This is a genomic window from Streptomyces xylophagus, from assembly GCF_000716435.1.
Classification (GTDB): domain Bacteria; phylum Actinomycetota; class Actinomycetes; order Streptomycetales; family Streptomycetaceae; genus Streptomyces; species Streptomyces xylophagus.
On the sequence record NZ_JNWO01000028.1, the window covers coordinates 47,319 to 68,759 of the forward strand.

20 protein-coding genes are annotated in these 21,441 nt (G+C 69.8%); 2 read left to right on the forward strand and 18 right to left on the reverse strand.

Translation table 11 applies throughout. From position 1 onward, the window contains the following. Positions 1 to 180: 180 nt before the first annotated feature. Positions 181 to 1,443: a histidine--tRNA ligase gene (gene hisS, locus OO70_RS41685; RefSeq protein WP_043683985.1), complete on the reverse strand. Its 1,263-nt coding sequence runs from the start codon at positions 1,441 to 1,443 to the stop codon at positions 181 to 183. A gap of 12 nt (positions 1,444 to 1,455) precedes the next feature. Continuing rightward, complete coding sequence (locus OO70_RS41690) at positions 1,456 to 2,163, reverse strand: MBL fold metallo-hydrolase (RefSeq protein WP_043683987.1); 708 nt, start codon at positions 2,161 to 2,163, stop codon at positions 1,456 to 1,458. Between the two features lie 179 nt (positions 2,164 to 2,342). Here OO70_RS41690 and OO70_RS41695 point away from each other — a divergent pair, with 179 nt between their 5' ends. Both OO70_RS41695 and OO70_RS41700 read left to right on the forward strand, forming a co-directional pair. Further along, complete coding sequence (locus OO70_RS41695; protein WP_043683989.1) at positions 2,343 to 3,167, forward strand: peptidylprolyl isomerase; 825 nt, start codon at positions 2,343 to 2,345, stop codon at positions 3,165 to 3,167. Between the two features lie 135 nt (positions 3,168 to 3,302). Continuing rightward, on the forward strand, positions 3,303 to 4,532 hold the full coding sequence (locus OO70_RS41700; protein ID WP_043683991.1) for a DUF349 domain-containing protein: 1,230 nt from the start codon (positions 3,303 to 3,305) through the stop codon (positions 4,530 to 4,532). Positions 4,533 to 4,619: 87 nt separating this feature from the next. Here OO70_RS41700 and OO70_RS41705 read toward each other — a convergent pair whose 3' ends face one another. The 16 genes from OO70_RS41705 to pgsA all read right to left on the reverse strand — a co-directional run bounded on the left by OO70_RS41705 (position 4,620) and on the right by pgsA (position 21,307). After that, complete coding sequence (locus OO70_RS41705; protein ID WP_043683993.1) at positions 4,620 to 7,160, reverse strand: RelA/SpoT family protein; 2,541 nt, start codon at positions 7,158 to 7,160, stop codon at positions 4,620 to 4,622. A gap of 670 nt (positions 7,161 to 7,830) precedes the next feature. Further along, on the reverse strand, positions 7,831 to 8,370 hold the full coding sequence (locus OO70_RS41710; RefSeq protein WP_043683995.1) for an adenine phosphoribosyltransferase: 540 nt from the start codon (positions 8,368 to 8,370) through the stop codon (positions 7,831 to 7,833). Next, positions 8,367 to 9,491 (reverse strand): protein translocase subunit SecF, encoded by a 1,125-nt coding sequence (gene secF / locus OO70_RS41715; RefSeq protein WP_043683997.1) that lies wholly within the window; start codon positions 9,489 to 9,491, stop codon positions 8,367 to 8,369. The genes OO70_RS41710 and secF overlap by 4 nt, the downstream gene beginning before the upstream one ends. A gap of 1 nt (position 9,492) precedes the next feature. Beyond that, positions 9,493 to 11,265 carry a protein translocase subunit SecD gene (secD, locus tag OO70_RS41720; protein ID WP_078651761.1) on the reverse strand — a complete coding sequence of 591 codons (1,773 nt, stop codon included), beginning with the start codon at positions 11,263 to 11,265 and terminating at the stop codon, positions 9,493 to 9,495. 143 nt (positions 11,266 to 11,408) lie between these two features. Then, on the reverse strand, positions 11,409 to 11,915 hold the full coding sequence (yajC, locus tag OO70_RS41725) for a preprotein translocase subunit YajC (RefSeq protein ID WP_043684001.1): 507 nt from the start codon (positions 11,913 to 11,915) through the stop codon (positions 11,409 to 11,411). A gap of 164 nt (positions 11,916 to 12,079) precedes the next feature. Then, positions 12,080 to 13,150 (reverse strand): Holliday junction branch migration DNA helicase RuvB, encoded by a 1,071-nt coding sequence (gene ruvB / locus OO70_RS41730; RefSeq protein ID WP_043684004.1) that lies wholly within the window; start codon positions 13,148 to 13,150, stop codon positions 12,080 to 12,082. 11 nt (positions 13,151 to 13,161) lie between these two features. Further along, the gene (gene ruvA, locus OO70_RS41735; RefSeq protein ID WP_043684006.1) at positions 13,162 to 13,770 is read right to left on the reverse strand and encodes a Holliday junction branch migration protein RuvA; all 609 of its coding nucleotides are present in this window, start codon (positions 13,768 to 13,770) and stop codon (positions 13,162 to 13,164) included. After that, on the reverse strand, positions 13,767 to 14,342 hold the full coding sequence (ruvC, locus tag OO70_RS41740) for a crossover junction endodeoxyribonuclease RuvC (RefSeq protein WP_043684008.1): 576 nt from the start codon (positions 14,340 to 14,342) through the stop codon (positions 13,767 to 13,769). The genes ruvA and ruvC overlap by 4 nt, the downstream gene beginning before the upstream one ends. 203 nt (positions 14,343 to 14,545) lie before the next feature. Then, positions 14,546 to 15,298 (reverse strand): YebC/PmpR family DNA-binding transcriptional regulator, encoded by a 753-nt coding sequence (locus OO70_RS41745; RefSeq protein ID WP_043684009.1) that lies wholly within the window; start codon positions 15,296 to 15,298, stop codon positions 14,546 to 14,548. 51 nt (positions 15,299 to 15,349) lie between these two features. Then, positions 15,350 to 15,964, reverse strand: coding sequence for a pyridoxal 5'-phosphate synthase glutaminase subunit PdxT (pdxT, locus tag OO70_RS41750; RefSeq protein ID WP_043684011.1), 615 nt, complete (start codon positions 15,962 to 15,964; stop codon positions 15,350 to 15,352). A gap of 6 nt (positions 15,965 to 15,970) precedes the next feature. After that, positions 15,971 to 16,882 (reverse strand): pyridoxal 5'-phosphate synthase lyase subunit PdxS, encoded by a 912-nt coding sequence (gene pdxS / locus OO70_RS41755; RefSeq protein ID WP_043684013.1) that lies wholly within the window; start codon positions 16,880 to 16,882, stop codon positions 15,971 to 15,973. Between the two features lie 126 nt (positions 16,883 to 17,008). After that, positions 17,009 to 17,551 (reverse strand): LemA family protein, encoded by a 543-nt coding sequence (locus OO70_RS41760; protein WP_043684015.1) that lies wholly within the window; start codon positions 17,549 to 17,551, stop codon positions 17,009 to 17,011. A 25-nt stretch (positions 17,552 to 17,576) separates the two neighbouring features. Further along, entirely contained in the window at positions 17,577 to 18,461 is an 885-nt protein-coding gene (locus OO70_RS41765) for a formylglycine-generating enzyme family protein (protein ID WP_051742100.1), read from the reverse strand. A gap of 46 nt (positions 18,462 to 18,507) precedes the next feature. Next, positions 18,508 to 19,668, reverse strand: a complete 1,161-nt coding sequence (locus OO70_RS41770) for a glycosyltransferase family 4 protein (protein WP_043684017.1) — start codon at positions 19,666 to 19,668, stop codon at positions 18,508 to 18,510. Then, positions 19,665 to 20,576 (reverse strand): phosphatidylinositol mannoside acyltransferase, encoded by a 912-nt coding sequence (locus tag OO70_RS41775; protein WP_043684019.1) that lies wholly within the window; start codon positions 20,574 to 20,576, stop codon positions 19,665 to 19,667. Before OO70_RS41775 ends, OO70_RS41770 begins: the two co-directional genes overlap by 4 nt. Continuing rightward, positions 20,573 to 21,307, reverse strand: coding sequence for a phosphatidylinositol phosphate synthase (gene pgsA / locus OO70_RS41780; protein WP_078651762.1), 735 nt, complete (start codon positions 21,305 to 21,307; stop codon positions 20,573 to 20,575). The genes OO70_RS41775 and pgsA overlap by 4 nt, the downstream gene beginning before the upstream one ends. Positions 21,308 to 21,441: the final 134 nt, after the last annotated feature.

A 21,441-nucleotide genomic window follows, 5' to 3' on the forward strand; every position in this document is an offset into this window, starting at 1 on the left:
TCAAACGCCGGACGGGCTGAGTGATGCGGACCTGGGTTTGAAAAATCTGGCCGGCAAAATCTCAGCCCCTCCGGCGTTTGAGGAGCGGGGGTCCAGGGGGCAGAGCCCCCTGGCGGGGGCTGGGGCGGAGCCCCAGAAGGATGGGACGGGTAGGGGCGGCGGGGGCGAAGAAACCAGGCCTCAGCCCAGCTTCGACTCCAGCTCCGCCACGATCTCGTTCACCCCAACCGCTCGCTGCTCCCCGGACTCCATGTCCTTGAGCTGCACGACACCCTCGGCGAGATCACGCTCGCCGGCGACGATCGTGTAGCGGGCGCCACTGCGGTTGGCGTTCTTCATCGCGCCCTTGAGCCCCTTGGAGCCGTAGGAGAAGTCGGCCGCGATGCCGAGCTTGCGGAGTTCGGTGACCTTGGCGAAGAGGACCCGGCGGGCCTCCTCGCCCAGCGGGACGGCGAACACGCTGGTGGACGCGGGGAGTTGGAGTTCGACGCCCTCCGCCTCCAGGGCCAGCACCGTACGGTCGACGCCCAACGCCCAGCCCACGGAGGGCAGCGCGGGACCACCGATCATCTCGGACAGGCCGTCGTAACGGCCACCGCCGCCCACCGCGGACTGGGAGCCCAGTCCGTCGTGGACGAACTCGAAGGTCGTACGGGTGTAGTAGTCCAGGCCTCGCACCAGCTTCGGGTCGTCCTCGAAAGCCACGCCCGCTGCCGTGATCAGTTCGCGGACCTCCTCGTGGTACGCCTTGCACGCGTCGCAGAGGTAGTCGCGCAGCAGCGGCGCGTCCGTCAACTGCTTCTGGACGTTGGGGCGTTTGTCGTCGAGGACGCGGAGCGGGTTGATGTCCGCGCGGCGCAGCGTCTCCTCGTCGAGGTCCAGGCCGCGCAGGAAGTCCTGGAGCGCGGCCCGGTACACCGGACGGCACTCCTTGTCGCCCAGGCTGTTGAGGAGGATGCGGAAGTTCCGCAGACCGAGCGAGCGGTACGCCTGGTCGGCCAGGATGATCAACTCGGCGTCCAGCGCCGGGTCTTCGGTACCGATCGCTTCGGCGCCGACCTGGGAGAAGTGACGGTAGCGGCCCGCCTGTGGCTGCTCGTACCGGTAGTAGGAGCCCGAATACCAGAGCTTGACCGGGAGGTTGCCCTGCCGGTGCAGGTTCGCCTCAAGGGCGGCGCGCAGGACGGAGGCCGTTCCTTCGGGGCGCAGGGCGAGCTTGTCGCCGCCCTTGGTCTCGAAGGCGTACATCTCCTTGCTGACGATGTCGGTGGACTCACCGACACCACGCGCGAACAACTCCACGTTCTCGAAGCCGGGCGTCTCGACATAGCCGTAGCCAGAGTTGCGCAGCGGTGTCGCGATCGCCTCGCGCACCGCGAGGAACTTCGCGGAGCGCGGCGGAATCAGGTCGTACGTGCCCTTGGGGGCCTGAAAGGTGCTCACGAAAATCTCTCGTCACATTCCTCGTCGGGGAGCGTCCGAGCTCCCGAGGCCGGCGGCCACTTCCCGCAGGTACGGGTTCGTGGCGCGCTCCTGGCCGATGGTCGTCTGGGGGCCGTGGCCGGACAGCACCACGGTCGAGTCGTCGAGCGGCAGGCACACACGGGCCAGCGAGTCGAGGATCTCGGCGTGGGAGCCGCCGGGCAGGTCGGTGCGTCCGATGGAGCCGGCGAAGAGCAGATCCCCGGAGAAGAACACGGAGGGGATCTCCGGGTTCTCGGGCATCTGGAACGTCACCGACCCCTTGGTATGGCCGGGCGCGTGCGCGACCGAGAACTCCAGGCCCGCCAACTCCAGCCGCGCACCGTCGGTCAGCTCCTTGACGTCGTCGGGCTCCCCCACGGTCAGCTCGCCCATCAGCGGCATCCCGATCGAGCGGCCGAGCGCCTTCTCGGGGTCGCTCATCATGTAGCGGTCCTCGGGGTGGATCCAGGCCGGCACGTCGTGCGCGCCGCACACCGGGACGACCGAGGCCACATGGTCGATATGGCCATGGGTGAGGACGACCGCGACGGGCTTGAGCCGATGCTTCCTGAGCGCTTCCTCGACTCCCTGGGCGGCCTGATGGCCCGGGTCGATGATCACGCACTCCTCACCGGCGGCGGGGGCGACGAGATAACAGTTCGTCCCCCAGGCCCCGGCGGGGAACCCGGCAATGAGCACGATCGTCCTTCGTTGTGTCGATACGGGTGGGGATAAGGATCCCTGCGTCAGTGGTCAGAGCCTACCGGCGCTGCCGAATCCTCAGCGAACCCATATACGGTACGGGGCACACGCAGGCGGTCGGCTCACAAGACGCACGCGTCCCAGTCGACGTACGAGACGCATGAGGAGAGAATCCGGTGGTCACCCAGGAACAGCGGAAGCGGCAGCTCGCGCGGGAGAAGTTCTTGCGGCAGCAGCAGCGGCGTACGTCCGCTCGACGCAAGGCGCGCATGCGCAACTCGGTGATCGCGTCGGTGCTCGGCGTGATCGTGATCGGCAGCGTGGCGCTGTACACGACCGGGGTCATGAAGAACGACGACAAGTCCAACGCGAGCGCGAACGTGACGCCCACGCCCAGCGCCTCGGCGACGAAGAAGGCGCCGGACCCGTGCGAGAAGGCGGCGGCGGGCAAGATCAAGACGGAGACGTGGAAGAAGGAGCCGGCTGTCACGATCGACAAGTCGGCGAAGTACACGATGACGCTGGCGACGACCTGCGGTGACATCGACATCGCGCTGAAGACGTCGGCCGCCCCGCACACCGTGAACTCGTTCAACTTCCTTGCCGGCAAGGGCTTCTTCGACCACACGAAGTGCCACCGACTCACCACCAGCGGCATCTACGTGCTGCAGTGCGGCGACCCGACGGGCGCGGGCAGCGGCGGTCCTGGCTACACGATCCCGGACGAGAACCTGAAGGACACCAGCCTCAAGGGCGGGACCTACCCGGCGGGCACGGTGGCGATGGCGAACACCGGTCAGAAGCACACCGGCGGCAGCCAGTTCTTCCTCGTCTACAAGGACAGCCAGCTTCCGGCCAGTTACACCCCGTTCGGTACCATCTCGGCCTCCGGGATGAAGGTCCTGAACAAGATCGCGGCGGCCGGTGAGAGCACGGGCGCGGGCGACGGGGCACCGAACGCGACGGTCGTGATCAACAAGGCGACCGTCACCAAATCCTGACCGTCAACAGCGAAATTTCGGTCGCGCGGGATGCGGACAGGCAACCCGCCGGTCGCCTATGTTGGCCGTGACGAAACTGTGGACGATGCCCGGGGGCACAGAGGCCCTGTGCAGGCATCATGTGGAGGAGGCGCTGTGAGCAGCGACCCGTGGGGACGCGTCGACGAGACGGGGACCGTGTACGTGCGTACGGCCGACGGCGAGCAGGTCGTCGGTTCCTGGCAGGCCGGCTCCCCTGATGAGGCGTTGGCCTACTTCGAGCGCAAGTACGAGGGCCTGGTTGTCGAGATCGGCCTCCTCGAGAAGCGAGTGAAGACCACCGACCTGTCGGCGAAGGACGCGCAGGCCGCCGTCGACCATCTGCGCGAGCAGGTCGACGCCCACCACGCGGTGGGTGACCTCGCGGTGCTGCGGGTCCGGCTGGACAAGCTCGTGGAGACCGTCGAGGCGCGCCGCGAGGAGCGCAAGCAGCAGCGCGCCAAGCAGTCCGACGAGGCCCGGCACGCCAAGGAGGCGCTGGTCGTCGAGGCGGAGGAGCTGGCGCAGTCCGACCAGTGGCGGGCCGCCGGTGAGCGGCTGCGCGCCCTGGTGGACACCTGGAAGGGTCTGCCGCGCCTGGACCGCAAGTCGGACGACGAGCTGTGGCACCGCTTCTCGCACGCCCGGTCGGCCTTCTCCAAGCGCCGCAAGGCGCACTTCGCGTCGCTGGACGCGCAGCGCGAGGAGGCCCGCAAGACCAAGGAGAAGCTGGTCGCCGAGGCCGAGGGTCTGTCGGCCTCGACGGACTGGGGTCCCACGGCCGCGCGTTACCGCGAGCTGATGGCGGACTGGAAGGCGGCGGGCCGCGCCCAGCGCGAGCACGAGGACGATCTGTGGAACCGCTTCCGCGGTGCCCAGGACGTCTTCTTCGCCGCCCGCAGCTCGGTCTTCGCCGAGCGGGACGCGGAGCAGACGGAGAACCTGAAGCTCAAGGAGGAGCTGGCCGAGGAGGCCGAGAAGCTCCTGCCGGTCACCGACCTGAAGGCGGCCCGCGCGGCCTTCCGCTCGATCAACGAGCGCTGGGAGGCCATCGGCCATGTGCCGCGTGACTCCCGCCCGAAGGTCGAGGGCCGGATGCACACGATCGAGCGGGCCCTGCAGGAGTCCGAGGAGACCGAGTGGCGCCGGACGAACCCGGAGGCACGCGCGCGTGCCGAGGGTCTGACCGGTCAGCTCCAGGCCGCCGTGGACAAGCTCAGGGGCCAGATCGAGCAGGCGCGGACCCAGGGCAACACCTCCCGCGCCGACAAGCTGGAGCGCGAGCTGGAGGGCCGCCAGGCCCTGCTGGACCAGGCCCTGAAGGGCCTCCAGGAGTTCGGCGGCTGACACGGTCGTAGGCGCACGTCGTAGGCATGGAGAAGGGGCTCCCGTACTTCACGTACGGGAGCCCCTTCTTCATATGAGCCGTGTGTCCTACGACTTGTTGCGCGCCGACGTCACGCGGTAGACGTCGTAGACGCCCTCGACGCCCCTGACGGCCTTCAGGACGTGGCCCAGGTGCTTGGGGTCGCCCATCTCGAAGGTGAAGCGGGAGGTGGCGACGCGGTCGCGGGAGGTCTGGACGGCCGCGGAGAGGATGTTGACGTGCTGGTCGGACAGGACGCGGGTGACGTCCGAGAGGAGCCGGGAGCGGTCCAGGGCCTCCACCTGGATGGCGACCAGGAAGACCGAGGACTGGGTGGGCGCCCACTCGACCTCGAGGATGCGCTCGGGTTCGCGGGACAGTGACTCCACGTTGACGCAGTCGCTGCGGTGAACCGATACGCCGCTACCCCGAGTGACGAAACCGATGATGGGGTCGCCGGGGACGGGCGTACAACAGCGGGCCAGTTTGACCCACACGTCGTCGACGCCCTTGACGACGACACCGGGGTCGGCGTTCGACCGGCGCTTGCGCCCGCGGCCGTGCGCCGGCGGCACGCTCTCGTCGATCTCCTCGGTGGCCGCCTCCTCGCCGCCGAGCGCCTGCACCAGCTTCTGTACGACGTTCTGCGCGGCGACATGTCCCTCGCCGATCGCCGCGTACAGCGAGGAGATGTCGGGGTAGCGCATCTCGTGCGCGAGCGTGACGAGGGAGTCGCCGGTGAGGATGCGCTGGATCGGCAGGTTCTGCTTGCGCATCGCGCGGGCGATGGCGTCCTTGCCCTGCTCGATCGCCTCGTCGCGGCGCTCCTTGGAGAACCAGGCTCTGATCTTGTTGCGGGCGCGCGGCGACTTGACGAAGCCGAGCCAGTCGCGGGAGGGGCCCGCGCCGGGTGCCTTGGAGGTGAAGACTTCTACCAAGTCGCCGTTGTCCAGGGTGGATTCGAGCGGTACGAGCCGCCCGTTGACCCGTGCTCCTATGGTCCGGTGGCCGACCTCGGTGTGCACCGCGTACGAGAAGTCCACCGGGGTGGCGCCCGCCGGCAGCGCTATCACGTCGCCCTTCGGCGTGAAGACGAAGACCTCGTTGCGGGACAGGTCGAAGCGCAGGGACTCCAGGAACTCGCCGGGGTCCTCCGTCTCCTTCTGCCAGTCGAGCAACTGGCGCAGCCACGCCATGTCGTTGAGGTGGTCGTCCTTGCCGGTGGTCCTGGGGGTCTCCGCGCGCACCTTGGAGGTGCCGGCGACGGCCTCCTGCTTGTACTTCCAGTGCGCGGCGATGCCGTACTCGGCACGGCGGTGCATGTCGAACGTGCGGATCTGGAGCTCAACTGGCTTGCCGTTGGGGCCGATCACGGTCGTGTGCAGCGACTGGTACATGTTGAACTTGGGCATCGCGATGTAGTCCTTGAACCGGCCGGGAACCGGGTTCCATCGCGCGTGCACCGTGCCGAGGGCCGCGTAGCAGTCGCGGACGGTGTCCACGAGGACGCGGATGCCCACCAGGTCGTAGATCTCCGCGAAGTCGCGACCACGGACGATCATCTTCTGGTAGACGCTGTAGTAGTGCTTCGGTCGGCCGGTGACGGTCGCCTTGATGCGGGCGGCGCGCAGGTCGGTCTGGACCTCGTCGGTCACTATGGCCAGGTACTCGTCACGCTTCGGTGCCCGCTCGGCCACCAGCCGGACGATCTCGTCGTACATCTTGGGGTAGAGGATCGCGAAGGCGAGATCCTCCAGTTCCCACTTGATGGTGTTCATGCCCAGGCGGTGGGCGAGCGGCGCGTAGATCTCCAGGGTCTCGCGCGCCTTCTTCTCCTGCTTCTCGCGCTTGAGGTAGCGCATGGTGCGCATGTTGTGCAGGCGGTCTGCGAGCTTGATGACCAGGACGCGCGGGTCCTTGGCCATCGCGACGACCATCTTGCGCACGGTCTCGGCCTGCGCGGCCTCGCCGAACTTGACCTTGTCGAGCTTGGTGACACCGTCGACGAGGAGGGCGACCGAGTCGCCGAAGTCGCGGCGGAGCTGGTCGAGACCGTACTCGGTGTCCTCGACGGTGTCGTGCAGCAGGCCGGCCATGAGGGTCGCCGGGTCCATGCCGAGTTCCGCGAGGATCGTGGTGACGGCGAGCGGGTGCGTGATGTACGGGTCGCCGCTCTTGCGCTTCTGACCCCGGTGCCAGCGCTCGGCGACCTGGTAGGCGCTCTCGACCTGACGGAGGGTGGCCGTCTCGATCTTCGGGTCGTTGCTGCGCACTATCCGCAGCAGGGGCTCCAGGACCGGGTTGTACGGGTTGGAGCGCTGGACGCCGAGGCGGGCGAGGCGGGCGCGGACGCGGTTGGAGGAGCCGCCGCCGGTGCGTGCGGGCTGGCCTGCGGTGGGACGGGGCGCGGGGGTGGCCGACGGACGCTCGGGCTGGTCCGGCTTGGGGCGCGGAGGCTCGGCCGCCTTGTCGGCGGGCGCCGTCTGGGCGTGCTCCGCCGTCCCGCGCGGCTCGCTGGGCGCGGTCGTCGCGCTGGGCGCGGGCTCCGCCGCGGGGCCCGGGGTGGGCTCGGGCTTGGCGGCGGTCAGGGGCTGGGCCTCGTCTGCCAAGAGGACTCCTCGTGCGCGATCCGGGTCCCCCGGTCAGGCTCCGGAGTGCCCATGGTAGCGATCCCGGGCTCCGGGCTCGCCTTCAGCCCGATGTGAGGGCCGTCTACGGGTGAAACGCGGGGGGCTGCCGCCGGCATTCCTGAGGTGACGTGAGGGCGCCTTGGAGGTGTCCGGCGGGGGTGTTTCGGGGCGGGGCACGGGGGCCGGACGCGCCTGGCCGTCCGTGGCGCCGTCATGGCTCGACGCACGGCGGGCGACGGGGGCGGGGGTACTTGGCCGACTGCGGCGCCGCCGTGGCTCGTCCCACGGCGGGCGAGAGGGGGCGGAGGCGCCTGGCCAACTGTGGCGCCGTCGTGACTCGTCCCACGGCGGGCGACAGGGCGGCCGGAGGCGGCCTGGCCGACCACAGCACCATCGCAGCACATCCCACGGCGAACGACAGGGAAGGCCAGCGGCGGCCTGACCGACGCACCGTTGCGGCTCGTCGCACGGCGGGTGACAAAGCCCGGAGGCGCCTGGCCGACCTCCGCGCCGTCGTGGCCCGTCGCGTCCACGACGCGGCGGAGCCGCACATTGATACAGCCCCGTGTCCCCAGGAGGTACGGGAACGGCCGCCCCGGTGGTATCGGGACGGCCGTTCTCGAAATCGACGCAGGACGAGCTGTCGGCGTCAGACCACCAGCAGCGCTTCCAACGGGGCGCCGTCCAGAGCCGGTTCCAGGCGGGCGCGGCCCGCGAGGAAGCCGAGTTCCATCAGGACCGCGAGGCCGGCGACCTCGGCGCCCGCCCGGCGGATCAGCTGGATGGAGGCCTCGGCTGTGCCGCCCGTGGCCAGGACATCGTCCACGATCAGGATGCGGTCTTCGGCCGAGAGGTCCTCCGCGTGCACCTCGATCTCGGCGGAGCCGTACTCCAGGTCGTACGCCTGGCTGAGGGTCGCTCCGGGGAGCTTGCCCGCCTTGCGCACGGGGATGAAGCCGACGCCCGCACGGACGGCCACCGGGGCGCCCAGAATGAAGCCGCGGGCCTCCAGGCCTACGACCTTGGTCGCGCCGGTGCTCACGACGATCTCGGCGAGCGCGTCCGTGAGCGCCGTGAACGCGGCCGGGTCCGCCAGGAGCGGGGTGATGTCCTTGAACATCACGCCCGGCTCCGGGTAGTCCGCCACATCGCGGATACGGCTGAGCAGCAGCTCCTGGATGTCGGTCATCGGCGCTTGCCCGAGGGGCGCCCACGACCGCGGTTGCGGGACGCCGGCTGAGTGCGCGGGCCCACGACGGCTGCCGCGTCCTCCGGCTCGTCGTCGTAGTCGTCGTCCGACCGGTTGGTGACCTCGGGCTCCGGCTGCTCGCCCTGCGCGGCGGCCTGGGCACGCTTGGCGAGGACGCGCTTCTTGAGCGCCTTCATCTGCGGCTCGGCCTCCTTGAGGTCGGCGACGAGCGGCGTGGCGATGAAGATCGAGGAGTACGCACCGGCCGCGAGGCCGACGAACAGCGACAGCGAGATGTCGTTGAGCACGCCCGCGCCGAGGAAGCCACCGCCGATGAACAGCAGGGCCGCGACCGGCAGCAGCGCGACGACCGTGGTGTTGATGGAACGCACCAGCGTGCCGTTGATCGACCGGTTGGCGATGTCGCTGTAGGTCCAGCGCGTCTGCTTGGTGATGTCCTTGGTCTGCTCCTTGAGGCTGTCGAAGACGACGACCGTGTCGTAGAGCGAGTAACCGAGGATCGTGAGCAGACCGATCACCGTGCCGGGCGTGACCTCGAAGCCGACGAGGGCGTAGATGCCGATGGTGATGGTGATGTCGTGGATCAGGGCGACGAGCGCGGCCAGGGCCATGCGCCACTCGAAGGCGATCGCCAGATAGATCACGACCAGCACCATGAAGATCGCCAGGCCCTCCCAGGCCTTGTTGGCGACCTGGTCACCCCAGCTGGGGCCGACGAGGTCCGCGGCGATGTTCTCCGAGCTGACGTTCAGGTCCTTCGCCAGCTGCGTCTTGATGCCGTCGGACTTGTCGGTGTCGATGCCGGCGATCTGGATGCGCAGGCTGCCGTCGCCGAGCTTCTGGACGACCGCGTCGTGGCCGGAGGCGTCCTGGGCGTACTTCTCGGCCTGGCTGACCGAGGCGCTCATGCCCTTCGGCGTGGTGAAGGCGGCGCCGCCCTGGAACTCGATGCCCATGTTCAGGCCGCGCACCGTCAGACCGAGGATGGCCGTGATGGTGATCAGGATCGAGATGCCGTACCAGATCTTGCGATTGCCGACGAAGTCGTACCCGACCTCGCCACGGTGCAGTCGGGCGCCGAGGTTGCCGAGCTTCGACATCTCACGCCTCCTTCGGGTCGACGGGGGCGGAGGGGCGGCGGGTGCGGCGCAGCGGCGGCTTGGCGCCCAGCGCCTTCGGGTCGATGCCGGACCACTTGTGGCCGTCCGCGAAGAACTTCCTGCGGGCGAGGATCGTCATCAGCGGCTTCGTGAAGAGGAAGACGACGACGACGTCGAGCACGGTGGTCAGACCGAGGGTGAACGCGAAGCCCTGGACCTTGCCGACGGTGACGATGAACAGCACCGCGGCGGCGAGGAACGACACGAAGTCGGAGACCAGGATGGTGCGCCGGGCGCGGGGCCAGGCCCGCTCCACGGAGGGGCGCAGCGAGCGGCCCTCGCGGATCTCGTCCCGGATGCGTTCGAAGAACACGATGAACGAGTCCGCGGTGATACCGATCGCGACGATCGCACCGCAGACGGCCGGCAGGTTCAGCGCGAAGCCGATGCCCGGGCCGAGCAGCGCCATGATCACGTACGTGAGGATCGCGGAGACCAGCAGGGACGGGATCGCGATGACCGACAGGCCGCGGTAGAAGATCAGCAGGTAGATGACGACCAGCGCGAGGCCGATCGCGCCCGCGATCAGACCGGCGTGCAGCTGCTCACCGCCGAGGGCCGCGGTCACCGTGGTGACGCTGTCCTCCTTGAAGGTCAGCGGCAGGGCGCCGTACGACAGCATGTTGGCGAGGCTCTGGGCCTCTTCCTGGGTGAAGCTGCCGGAGATCTCCGCGTTGCCGCCCGTGATGGACGAGCTGACGTACGGGCTGGAGACGACCTGGCCGTCGAGGACGATGCCGAACTCGTTCTGCGGGGTGGTGTTCTTCGCCAGCTCGCCGGTGATCTTGGCGAACTTGTCGGAACCCTTGCCCGTGAAGTCCATGGTGACCTGCCAGCCGGCGGCGGTCGTCGTGTTGTAGACGGCCTGCGCCTTCTTGACGTCCGTGCCGTCGACGGCGGCGGGACCGAGCAGGTACTTGTACCAGACGCCGGAGACCTTGCCGCAGGCGACGGTCGCGTCGGTGGCCTTGGCGTCCTTGCCCGCGGTGTTCTGGACCGCCTTCTTGGAGCAGTCGAGCGCGGTGTACTGGGCCTCCAGCTTGGCGGCGGCCTCGCTGGCCGCGCTGCTGCTGGTCGCCGACGGGGTGGCGCTCGCCGAGGCCGTGGCGCTCGGGCTCGCGGACGACGTGGAGTCGGCCTTCAGGGCGTCACTGACGGCACGGCCCTGAGAGGTGGCGGAGGCCGACGGCGTCGCGGAACTCGACGCGGACGAGGAACCGGTCGCCTTGGGCGTGGCCGAGCTCGACGAGCTGCTGGAGGCACTGCTGGACGCGCTGGGCGACGGGCTCGCCGTCGCGGTACCGGCGGAGGCCTCCGTGGCCAGGACCGGGCGGAAGTACAGCTTGGCCGTGGTACCGACCTGCTGCCTGGCTTCCTCCGAGTTCGTGCCCTTGGGGATGTTGACGATGATGTTCCTGGTGCCCTGCGTCTGGACCTCGGCCTCCGAGACACCCAGACCGTTGACACGGCGGTTCATGATGTCGACCGCGGTGTCCATGTTGGTCTTGTTGACCGCGGACTCCTGGCCCTTCTCCGGGACGGCCCGGAGGGTGATGCTCGTGCCGCCGGCCAGGTCGATGCCGAGACGCGGAGTGGTGTGCCCGGATGCGAACATGCCACCGGTGAGCGCCACGATGGCGATCAGGATGAGGGCCAGCGAGCGCCCTGGCTTGCTCTGGGCGCTCGCGCTACGGCCCCTCTTAGGTGCTGCCACCTTCTCGTACTCCCTCTCGGGCCGCCCCGCGCCGGGTCAGCGCGGCCTGCGGCCATGACATGGTGTCGGGATCCCGTGCGAGCGACGCACGTGCCCTGGGTGCGCGGGGCGCGAGCGGGTCGCGCCGCGCTCCCGGGACGTGACTACTTCGCGTCGGAGTCGCCGTCGGTCTTCTTCGGCTCTTCGTCCGTCTTGGCCTCGGCGGCCTCAGCCGGCTCCTCGGTGGCGTCGGCCGGCTCGTCGGCCGCGTCCTTCTTGCCGAGGTCGATGGGCTTGTCGTCGGAAGAGTCGGCGGCGGGCTCGTCGGTCTCGGTGAGGGAGGAGGCGTCGTCCGGGACGATGTCGGCGTCGTCCTTCAGGTCGTGCTCGACGCCGTGGACGATGCGGTTGTACTCGTCGTCGGTGAGGACGGCGCCGATCGCGTTCTTCGCGAAGAGAAGCTCGACGCCCGGGCCGGCGTCGAGAAGGACCGTCTCTTCGTTGACCTCCTTGACCGTCGCATACACGCCCCCGATCGTGCGGACGCCGGTGCCGGGCTGCATGTCATTACGCATCGACGCGGCCGCCTGCTGCTTGCGCTTGGCAGAGCGGGTCATCAGGAACATGGCCCCGATGAGCACGATGAACGGGAGGAGGGTCACGATATTCACGGGACGGAATTTCCTTCGCACGACCGCGGCGGGAGCGGCCTGGTGGATGGGGGTGGTCGGCGCCGCCCACAAAGGCGGCATCGGCGGAGTCTAAGCGAGTCCACGCTGATGGAACAACGCTCAGCATGGCACCGGGGTTCCTGACCCGGCCAGTGCCCCCGCCGTCACGCCCCGAACAGGTCCCCTTGTCCGTTTCCCCCGGTTGACGAGCGGGGCGGGGTGAGGCCGAGATGGGCCCACGCGGCGGGGGTGGCGACGCGTCCGCGCGGGGTGCGGGCCAGCAGACCCTCTCGTACGAGGAAGGGTTCGGCGACCTCTTCGACGGTCTCGCGCTCCTCCCCCACGGCGACCGCGAGCGTGGACAGGCCGACCGGGCCGCCGCCGAACAGCTTGAGCAGGGCTTCCAGCACACCCCGGTCGAGCCGGTCGAGGCCGCGGCCGTCGACCTCGTAGACCTTGAGGGCGGCGCCGGCGATGTCCTGGGTGATGAAGCCGTCGGCCTTGACCTGCGCGTAGTCCCGTACTCGGCGCAGCAGCCGGTTGGCGATACGGGGTGTGCCGCGGGAGCGGCCGGCGATCTCGGCGGCGCCGGCGGGGTCGATCTCCACGTCGAGGAGGTTCGCCGAACGGTGAATGACCCGCTCCAGCTCGGTGGGTTCGTAGAACTCCATGTGCGCGGTGAAGCCGAAGCGGTCGCGCAGCGGGGGCGGCAGCAGTCCCGCGCGCGTGGTGGCGCCGACCAGGGTGAACGGCGGCAGTTCGAGCGGGATCGCGGTGGCGCCGGGGCCCTTGCCGACGATGACGTCGACGCGGAAGTCCTCCATCGCCATGTAGAGCATCTCTTCGGCGGGCCGTGACATGCGGTGGATCTCGTCGAGGAAGAGGACCTCGCCCTCCTGGAGGGAGGAGAGGATCGCGGCGAGGTCGCCGGCGTGCTGGATGGCGGGGCCGCTGGTGATGCGGATGGGGGCGCCCATCTCGGCCGCGATGATCATCGACAGTGTGGTCTTGCCGAGGCCGGGAGCACCGGAGAGCAGCACGTGGTCGGCGGTGGCGCCACGCGCGCGTGCGGCGCGCAGAACGAGGTCGAGCTGTTCGCGGACCTTCTCCTGGCCGATGAACTCGCCCAGGTCCTTGGGGCGCAGGGCGGCCTCGACGGCCTGGTCCTCGCGGTCGGCGACAGAGCCCACCAGCCGCTCGTCGGCGGTCTCGTCGGTCGTGTCGTCCCAGTTCACTGAAAGGTCTCCTAGCGGGCGCGGTTCAGGGTCTGCAGGGCGGCCTTCAGCAACTGCCCCACCTGCGGCGCCCCTTCGGCGGCCTCAGCCTGCGGTGCTACGGCGGCCACGGCTTCGTCGGCCTCGCGGGTGGCGTACCCGAGGCCGATGAGCGCGGCGTGCAGCTGATCGCGCCAGCCGCTGGTGACCGGGGCGCCGATCGCCGGGGCGGACCCCACCGGGGCGCCGAGCCGATCCTTGAACTCCAGCAGCAGCTTCTGCGCGCCCTTCTTGCCGATGCCCGGCACGGCCATCAGCGCTTTCTCGTCATCGGAGGCCACCGCCCGGCGCAGCGCGTCCGGGGTGTGCACGGCCAGCATCGCCTGCGCGAGCCGGGGGCCGACGCCGGTCGCGGTCTGGAGCAGCTCGAAGATCTGACGTTCGTCGTCGTCCACGAAGCCGTACAGGGTCAGGGAGTCCTCGCGTACGACGAGGGAGGTGGCGAGCTTGGCCGGCTTGCCGAGGCGGAGCGTGGACAGCGTGTTCGGCGTGCACTGGATGGCCATGCCGACACCGCCGACCTCGACCACCGCGGCGTCGGGAGCGAGTGCGGCGACCGTGCCGCTGACGAAGGCGATCATGCGGGGCGGCCTTTCGAAGCGTTCGATGCTTTGGCTGCGTGCAGGGCGACGGCCTGCTGAAGTCGGTTCTGGGCGACCGCCTGTTGGAGGCGATTCTGCGCGGGAGCGCGCCAGATGTGGCAGATGGCGAGGGCGAGGGCGTCGGCCGCGTCGGCGGGCTTGGGGGGCGCGTCGAGCCGCAGCAGCCGGGTCACCATGGCGCCGACCTGGGCCTTGTCGGCGCGTCCACTGCCGGTGACGGCGGCCTTGACCTCGCTCGGGGTGTGCAGGGCGACGGGGATGCCACGGCGAGCAGCGCACAACATCGCTACGGCACTGGCCTGGGCGGTGCCCATCACCGTCCGCACGTTGTGCTGGCTGAACACCCGCTCCACGGCGACGAATTCGGGCCGGTGCTCGTCCAGCCACGCTTCGATGCCCTGCTCGATGGCGACGAGGCGCAGCCCCAACTCGGCGTCCGCCGGGGTCCGTACGACACCGACGCCGACCATGGTGAGCGGCCGGCCCGCGACGCCTTCGACGACACCGACACCGCAGCGGGTCAGTCCGGGGTCCACCCCGAGTACGCGCACGAGCCCTCCCCATCTTTGCGGCTAAACCGCCGCCGCTCTCGCGGACCTGGCTGAGCACCGTCGGGGTTCCTCAATTGATGGTTGCGGCCCGCGATCGGTGATCTTTGACTTCCGCCAGGCTATCCGGTGCCACCGACAACGGCGGCGGGCCGATGGGACGTGTCCCGTCGGCCCGCCGAAATCCCGCCCAGCTCGCGGCAGCGCTACGCGTCGACCTTCTCCATGACCTCGTCGCTGACGTCGAAGTTGGCGAAGACGTTCTGCACGTCGTCGCTGTCCTCGAGGGCGTCGATCAGCTTGAAGATCTTCCGGGCGCCGTCCTCGTCGAGCTCGACCTGCATGGTCGGGACGAAGTTGGCGTCGGCGGAGTCGTAGTCGATGCCGGCGTCCTGGAGGGCGGTGCGGACCGCGACCAGGTCGGTGGCCTCGGAGATGACCTCGTAGGTGTCGCCCAGGTCGTTGACCTCTTCGGCACCCGCGTCGAGCACGGCACCGAGGACGTCGTCCTCGCCCAGCTCGCCCTTGGGGACGATGACGACGCCCTTGCGGTTGAAGAGGTACGACACGGAGCCGGGGTCGGCCATGTTGCCGCCGTTGCGGGTCATGGCGACACGCACGTCCGAGGCTGCGCGGTTGCGGTTGTCGGTGAGGCACTCGATGAGCACCGCGACACCGTTCGGGCCGTAACCCTCGTACATGATCGTCTCGTAGTCGGCGCCACCGGCTTCGAGACCGGCGCCGCGCTTGACCGCGGAGTCGATGTTCTTGTTCGGGACCGAGCTCTTCTTGGCCTTCTGGATGGCGTCGAACAGCGTCGGGTCGCCGGACACGTCGGCGCCACCGGTACGGGCCGCGACCTCGATGTTCTTGATCATCTTCGCGAAGAGCTTGCCGCGCTTGGCGTCGATCACGGCCTTCTTGTGCTTCGTCGTAGCCCATTTAGAGTGGCCGGACATCTGCCTGTCTCCTTCGCGTAACCCAACTCTTTACGAACCCCAGAGATCCTACTAGGACCCCGGAGCCAGGTTCGCGCGCACCATGTCGACGAACAGGGAGTGCACGCGGTGGTCGCCGGTCAGTTCCGGGTGGAACGACGTGGCGAGCGCGTTGCCCTGGCGGACCGCGACGATGTGGCCCTCGTGTTCGGCGAGGACCTCGGTCTCGGCACCTACGGACTCGACCCAGGGGGCGCGGATGAAGACGCCCTCCACAGGATCGCCCTCAATGCCCCGGACGTCGACAGCTGCTTCGAAGGACTCGTTCTGCCGTCCGAAGGCGTTGCGGCGCACGATCATGTCGATGCCGCCGATCGTCTCCTGGCCCGAGCGCGGGTCGAGGATCTTGTCGGCGAGCATGATCAGGCCGGCGCAGGTGCCGTAGACAGGCATACCGGCACGCACGCGTGCGCGAAGGGGGTCCATGAGGCCGAAGAGGACGGCCAGCTTGGAGATGGTGGTGGACTCGCCGCCGGGGATGACGAGGCCGTCCACCTCGGCGAGTTCCTCAGGGCGCCTGACCTGCCTGGCCACGGCGTCGGCCGCGGCCAGGGCGATGAGGTGCTCCCGTACGTCGCCCTGGAGGGCCAGGACGCCGATGACAGGGGTTGAAGAGACATCCGCCATGAGTGGTTACCAGCCGCGGTTGGCGTAGCGCTCGGCCTCGGGGAGGGTGTCGCAGTTGATGCCGACCATGGCCTCGCCGAGGTTGCGGGACGCGTCCGCGATGATCTTCGGGTCGTCGTAGAAGGTGGTCGCCTTCACGATGGCGGCGGCGCGCTTGGCCGGGTCGCCGGACTTGAAGATGCCGGAGCCGACAAAGACGCCCTCGGCGCCGAGCTGGCGCATCAGCGCGGCGTCGGCGGGGGTGGCGACGCCACCGGCGGAGAACAGCACGACCGGGAGCTTGCCGAGCTCGGCGACCTCGCGGACGATCTCGTACGGGGCGCGCAGCTCCTTGGCGGCGGCGTACAGCTCGTTGTTGTCGAAGCCGCGCAGCTTGGCGATCTCGTTCTTGATCTGGCGCAGGTGGCGGACCGCCTCGACGACGTTGCCGGTGCCGGCCTCGCCCTTGGAGCGGATCATCGCGGCGCCCTCGGCGATGCGGCGCAGGGCCTCGCCCAGGTTGGTGGCACCGCAGACGAAGGGGGTCGTGAAGGCCCACTTGTCGGAGTGGTTGACCTCGTCGGCCGGGGTGAGGACCTCGGACTCGTCGATGTAGTCGACGCCGAGGGACTGCAGGACCTGGGCCTCGACGAAGTGGCCGATGCGGGACTTGGCCATGACCGGGATGGAGACCGCCTCGATGATCTCCTCGATCATCGTCGGGTCGGACATCCGGGCCACGCCGCCGTCCTTGCGGATGTCGGCGGGGACCCGCTCCAGGGCCATGACGGCGACGGCACCGGCGTCCTCGGCGATCTTCGCCTGCTCGGCGTTGACCACGTCCATGATCACACCGCCCTTGAGCTGCTCGGCCATACCGCGCTTCACGCGCGCGGTGCCGGTCTCGGGAGTCTGGGCGGAGCTGGGGATGCTGGACACGGGGTGACCTCACTCGGTGAAAGAGGGTTGCTGCAGTACCGAGGAAACGCGAGAGGTGCAGGCCACAGCAAGGGCCAATGGGTAGGCGGTGGATCATTTTCGAACCGGTGTGCCCCGGGGCAACCGTTACGCGGCCCGGTCCACCAGTGCCGCCGGCGGCTCGTCGTCCATCTCGAAGGCCATCGGGAAGGGTGCGTGTCCTGCGAGCTTGAACCAGCGGACCTTGCGGTGTTCGCGCAGGCGCCGGGCCGCGCCGACCGCGTCGTTGTGGAAGCGCCGGGCCATCGGGACGCGTCGTACGGCCTCCGCCAGTTCGCGGGCCGCCTCCTCTCCCCCGGGTGCCTCGCGGACGCCCTCCACCTGCGGGGCCTCCGCGAAGACGGCGCGCAGGGCCTGGCTCAACTCGCTCTCGGCGACCTCCCGTTGCTCCTCCTCGGCCTGCCGGGCGGCGTGCGCGGCCTCGTAGAGGACGATCGACGCGGCCGGGTCGAGAACTCCGGAGGTGGCCAACTCCTGGGTCACCGAGGCGCGGCGCAGCAGTTGGGCGTCGAGTGCCGCGCGGGCCGCGTCGATCCGGGCGTGCAGCCGGTCGAGCCGGCCCGCGGTCCAGCTCAGGTACAGGCCGATCGCCACGAGGGCGACGAGGATCCAGATCAGGGTGGGGGTCACGGGCGGCAAGGCTACCCGCCCGCGGTCACGGTCCCGTCAGGTCCCACGCGCACCGGAAACCCCCGTGCCCCGTCGACGAGTCGGGGGTGTTCTTCGAGCGGGCGGCGACCCGGTACCGATGGCAGTAGGAGGCGTGACAGAGGTACGAGCCACCGCGGATCACGCGCTCCTCACCGTCCGAGGCGAAGAGGTCGGCGCACCACTCCCACACGTTGCCCGATGTGTTGAACAGGCCGAAGCCGTTGGGCTCGTACGTGTCCACGGGGACCGTGCCCGTGGCGCCGCCGGGGCGGGTGCTGACCCGGGGGAAGTCGCCCTGCCAGGTGTTCAGTTGCTCGGGAGCGAAGTCGCCGCCCCAGGGGTACCGCCGACCCTCAAGGCCGCCGCGTGCCGCGTACTCCCACTCGGCCTCGGTGGGCAGCCGGGCGTCCGCCCAGGCGCAGTAGGCGAGGGCGTCGTGGTGCGAGACATGCACTACGGGGTGGTCTGCGCGGCCCGTGACGTGGGAACCGGGGCCCTCAGGTGCTGCCCAGTAGGCGCCCTCCACGCCGAGCCACCAGGGTGCCGCCTCGACCTGGCCGAACACGGCGTCCCGCGCGCGGGGGTGCAGCAGCAGGTGGAACACGAACGAACTGCCGTACCGCTCCGCCTCGGTGACGTATCCGGTGTCCTCCACGAAGTGGGCGAAGCGCGCGTTGGTGACGGCGGTCGCGTCGATACGGAACGGCTCGACGGTGACCGTCCGGACGGGTCCTTCGGCGTCCTGCGGGTAGCCCTCCTCGAAGGCGTCGCCCATGCGGAACTCGCCGCCGGGGAGAGAGATCGCGTACGTGTCATCGGCGAATCGACCACTGTGCACGGTCAGTTGGAAAACCGAACCGACCTCCCCGCGCGCGGGCGCGCAGGGCATACAACACGCCGCCCCCTCGTGGCCGTCGCCCGGGCCGACCGGCACCTCAGTCCCGGGCCAGTCCGAACCGCGCCCGCAGTCCGGTGCGTTCGTCGGTGGCCACGGCCGCCGCTCCGGCGGTCACCGTCTCGTACACGGAGAGGATGTCGGCCCCGACGGTGGACCAGTCGAAGCGCCGGACATGTGCGCTCCCCTGCCGGCTCAGCTGCTTCAGCCGCACGGGGTCCCCCAGGAGCCGTACGGCGGCCTCGGCGAGGGTGTCCGCGTCCTCGTTGGTGAACAGCTCGCCGGCCGCGCCCTGGTCGAGGACCTGCGCGAAGGCGGGCAGGTCGGAGGCGAGCACCGGGGCGCCCGCGGACATGGCCTCGACGAGGATGATGCCGAAGCTCTCGCCGCCGGTGTTCGGGGCGATGTAGAGGTCGATGCTGCGCAGGAAGCGGGCCTTGTCCTCGTCGCTGATCATGCCGAGGAACTCGACGCGCGAGCGCAGTTCCTTCGGCAGCGTCTCAACGGCCTCCTCCTCGTCGCCGCGCCCGGCGACCAGAAGCCGGGCGTTCGGGCGCTCGGCGAGGATCTTCGGCAGGGCCTTCATCAGCACCGGGAGGCCCTTGCGGGGCTCGTCGATACGCCCTATGAAGCCGATGGTCTCGCCCTGCCATTCCGGCTTGGGTTCGGCGCGGGCGAAGTAGTCGACGTCGACGCCGTTCGGGATGACGACCGCGTCCCCGCCGAGGTGTTCGACGAGCGTACGGCGGGCGTACTCGCTCACGGCGATCCGCGCGCTGATCTTCTCCAGCGCGGCCTGGAGGATGGCGTACGCGGCGATCATCGCCCGGGAGCGCGGGTTCGAGGTGTGGAAGGTCGCCACGATCGGGCCCGAGGCCGCCCAGCAGGCCAGCAGGCCGAGGGACGGCGAGGTCGGTTCGTGGATGTGGATGACGTCGAACTCGCCGTCGTGCAGCCAGCGTCGGACCCGGGCGGCCGACAGGAAGCCGAAGTTCAGCCGGGCCACCGAGCCGTTGTACGGCACCGGGACCGCGCGGCCGGCCGAGACGACGTACGGCGGCAGCGGGGTGTCGTCGTCGGCCGGAGCCAGCACGGACACCTCGTGGCCGAGCCGGATGAAGTACTCGGCGAGGTCCCTGATGTGGAACTGGACGCCGCCGGGCACGTCCCAGGAGTAGGGGCAGACGATGCCGATCCTCACGAGGGTCCCTTCGTGGGATCGAGATCCGCGAGCCACAACCGCTGCAGCATGTGCCAGTCCTCCGGGTGGTCGGCGATGCCGGTGGCGAAGGCGTCGGCCAGCGCCTGTGTCATGACAGACGTCTTCTCGGCCCGATCGCCTGACTCGGGTACCTCGACCGGCGGATGGACCCGCCCCTGCATGACCGGCGAGTCGTCGTACCAGAGCGTCACCGGGAGCAGCAGCGCGCCCGTCTGTTGGGCGAGGAGAGCCGGTCCTGCGGGCATCCGGGTGGCCTCGCCGAAGAACTCGACCTCGACCCCGGAGGCGGACAGGTCGCGCTCGGCGACCAGGCAGACCAGGCCGCCGTCCCGCAGTCGCCGGGCGAGCGTGCCGAAGGCGGTGCCGCCGCTGTGCGGCAGGACCTCCATGCCGAGGCCCTCGCGGTAGGCGACGAAGCGGTCGTAGAGCGTCTCGGGCTTGAGGCGTTCGGCGACCGTGGTGAACGGTGTCTCCAGCTTGGTGGTGACCCAGGCGCCGGCGAGGTCCCAGTTGGCGAGGTGCGGCAGCGCGAGGACGACGCCCCGGCCGGAGGCGATGCCGTCGGTCAGGTGGTGCACGTCCTTGGGGTCGAAGCCCGTCTTGACGCGCTCGGCGCTCCAGGCGGGGAGCCGGAAAGACTCCATCCAGTAGCGCAGATACGACCGCATGCCCGCGCGCGAGAGCTCGGCGAGGCGCTCGGGGCTCGCGTCGGGCACCACGCGCGCGTAGTTGCTCTCCAGCCGCTGGACGCCCTTGCCGCGCCGCTTCCAGGCGAGGTCGGCGATGGCGCGTCCGAGCCGTACCGCGACCGGCTCGGGGAGCTTCTTGACGGTGCTCCAGCCGAGGCCGTACAGCGCGTCCGTCAGCCGCTCCTGGGCACTGCTCACGGAGTCGCCCCGGTGCTGTGCTGCTCGGTTTCCTGAGCTGCGGCGGCGTCGGCCTCGGCGGCCTCCCTGCGGACTGTGACGACCCGCTGGATCAGCGTGACGATGCTGCCCACGGCGACGATCCACAGCGCGATCGGCAGCAGCCACTGGATGCCCGGGACGCCGAACTTGTGGAGGCCGGAGAGACCGCACGCGACGAGTGAGATCACCAGTCGTTCGGCCCGCTCGACCAGACCGTTGACGGCCACCGGCAGGCCGATCGCCTCGCCGCGTGCCTTCGTGTACGACACCACCTGGCCGCTGGCCAGGCAGAAGATCGAGACGGCGCACAGGGCGATGTTGTCGCCGCCGCCCGCGTACCAGAGGGCCAGGCCGCCGAAGACCGCGCTGTCGGCCACCCGGTCGAGCGTGGAGTCCAGGAAGGCGCCCCAGCGGCTGGAGCGGCCCAGCTGGCGGGCCATGTTGCCGTCGACGAGGTCGGAGAACACGAACAGCGTGATCACGACCGTGCCCCAGAAGAACTCGCCCATGGGGTAGAAGACCAGCGCGCCCGCGACCACTCCGGCGGTGCCGAGGAGGGTGACCGTGTCGGGGCTGACGCCCCGGCGGATCAGAAACGCGGCGAACGGCGTGAGGACACGCGTGAAGAATGCACGCGCGTACTTGTTCAGCATGGCCTTCCCGAGGGTCGGTGTCGCCGCGCGGCCCCTGCTGGCCACCGGCTGGCCCATCGTAGCCACGCGCACGCGTGAGCGACGGCCGGGCACCCGCGTGCCCGTGTTTTGAATGGCTGCGGCACGACGCGATGCCATCGGTGTCACGGTCGGATCGCGTCCGCTGTATGGACGCACCGTGACGGGAGTGG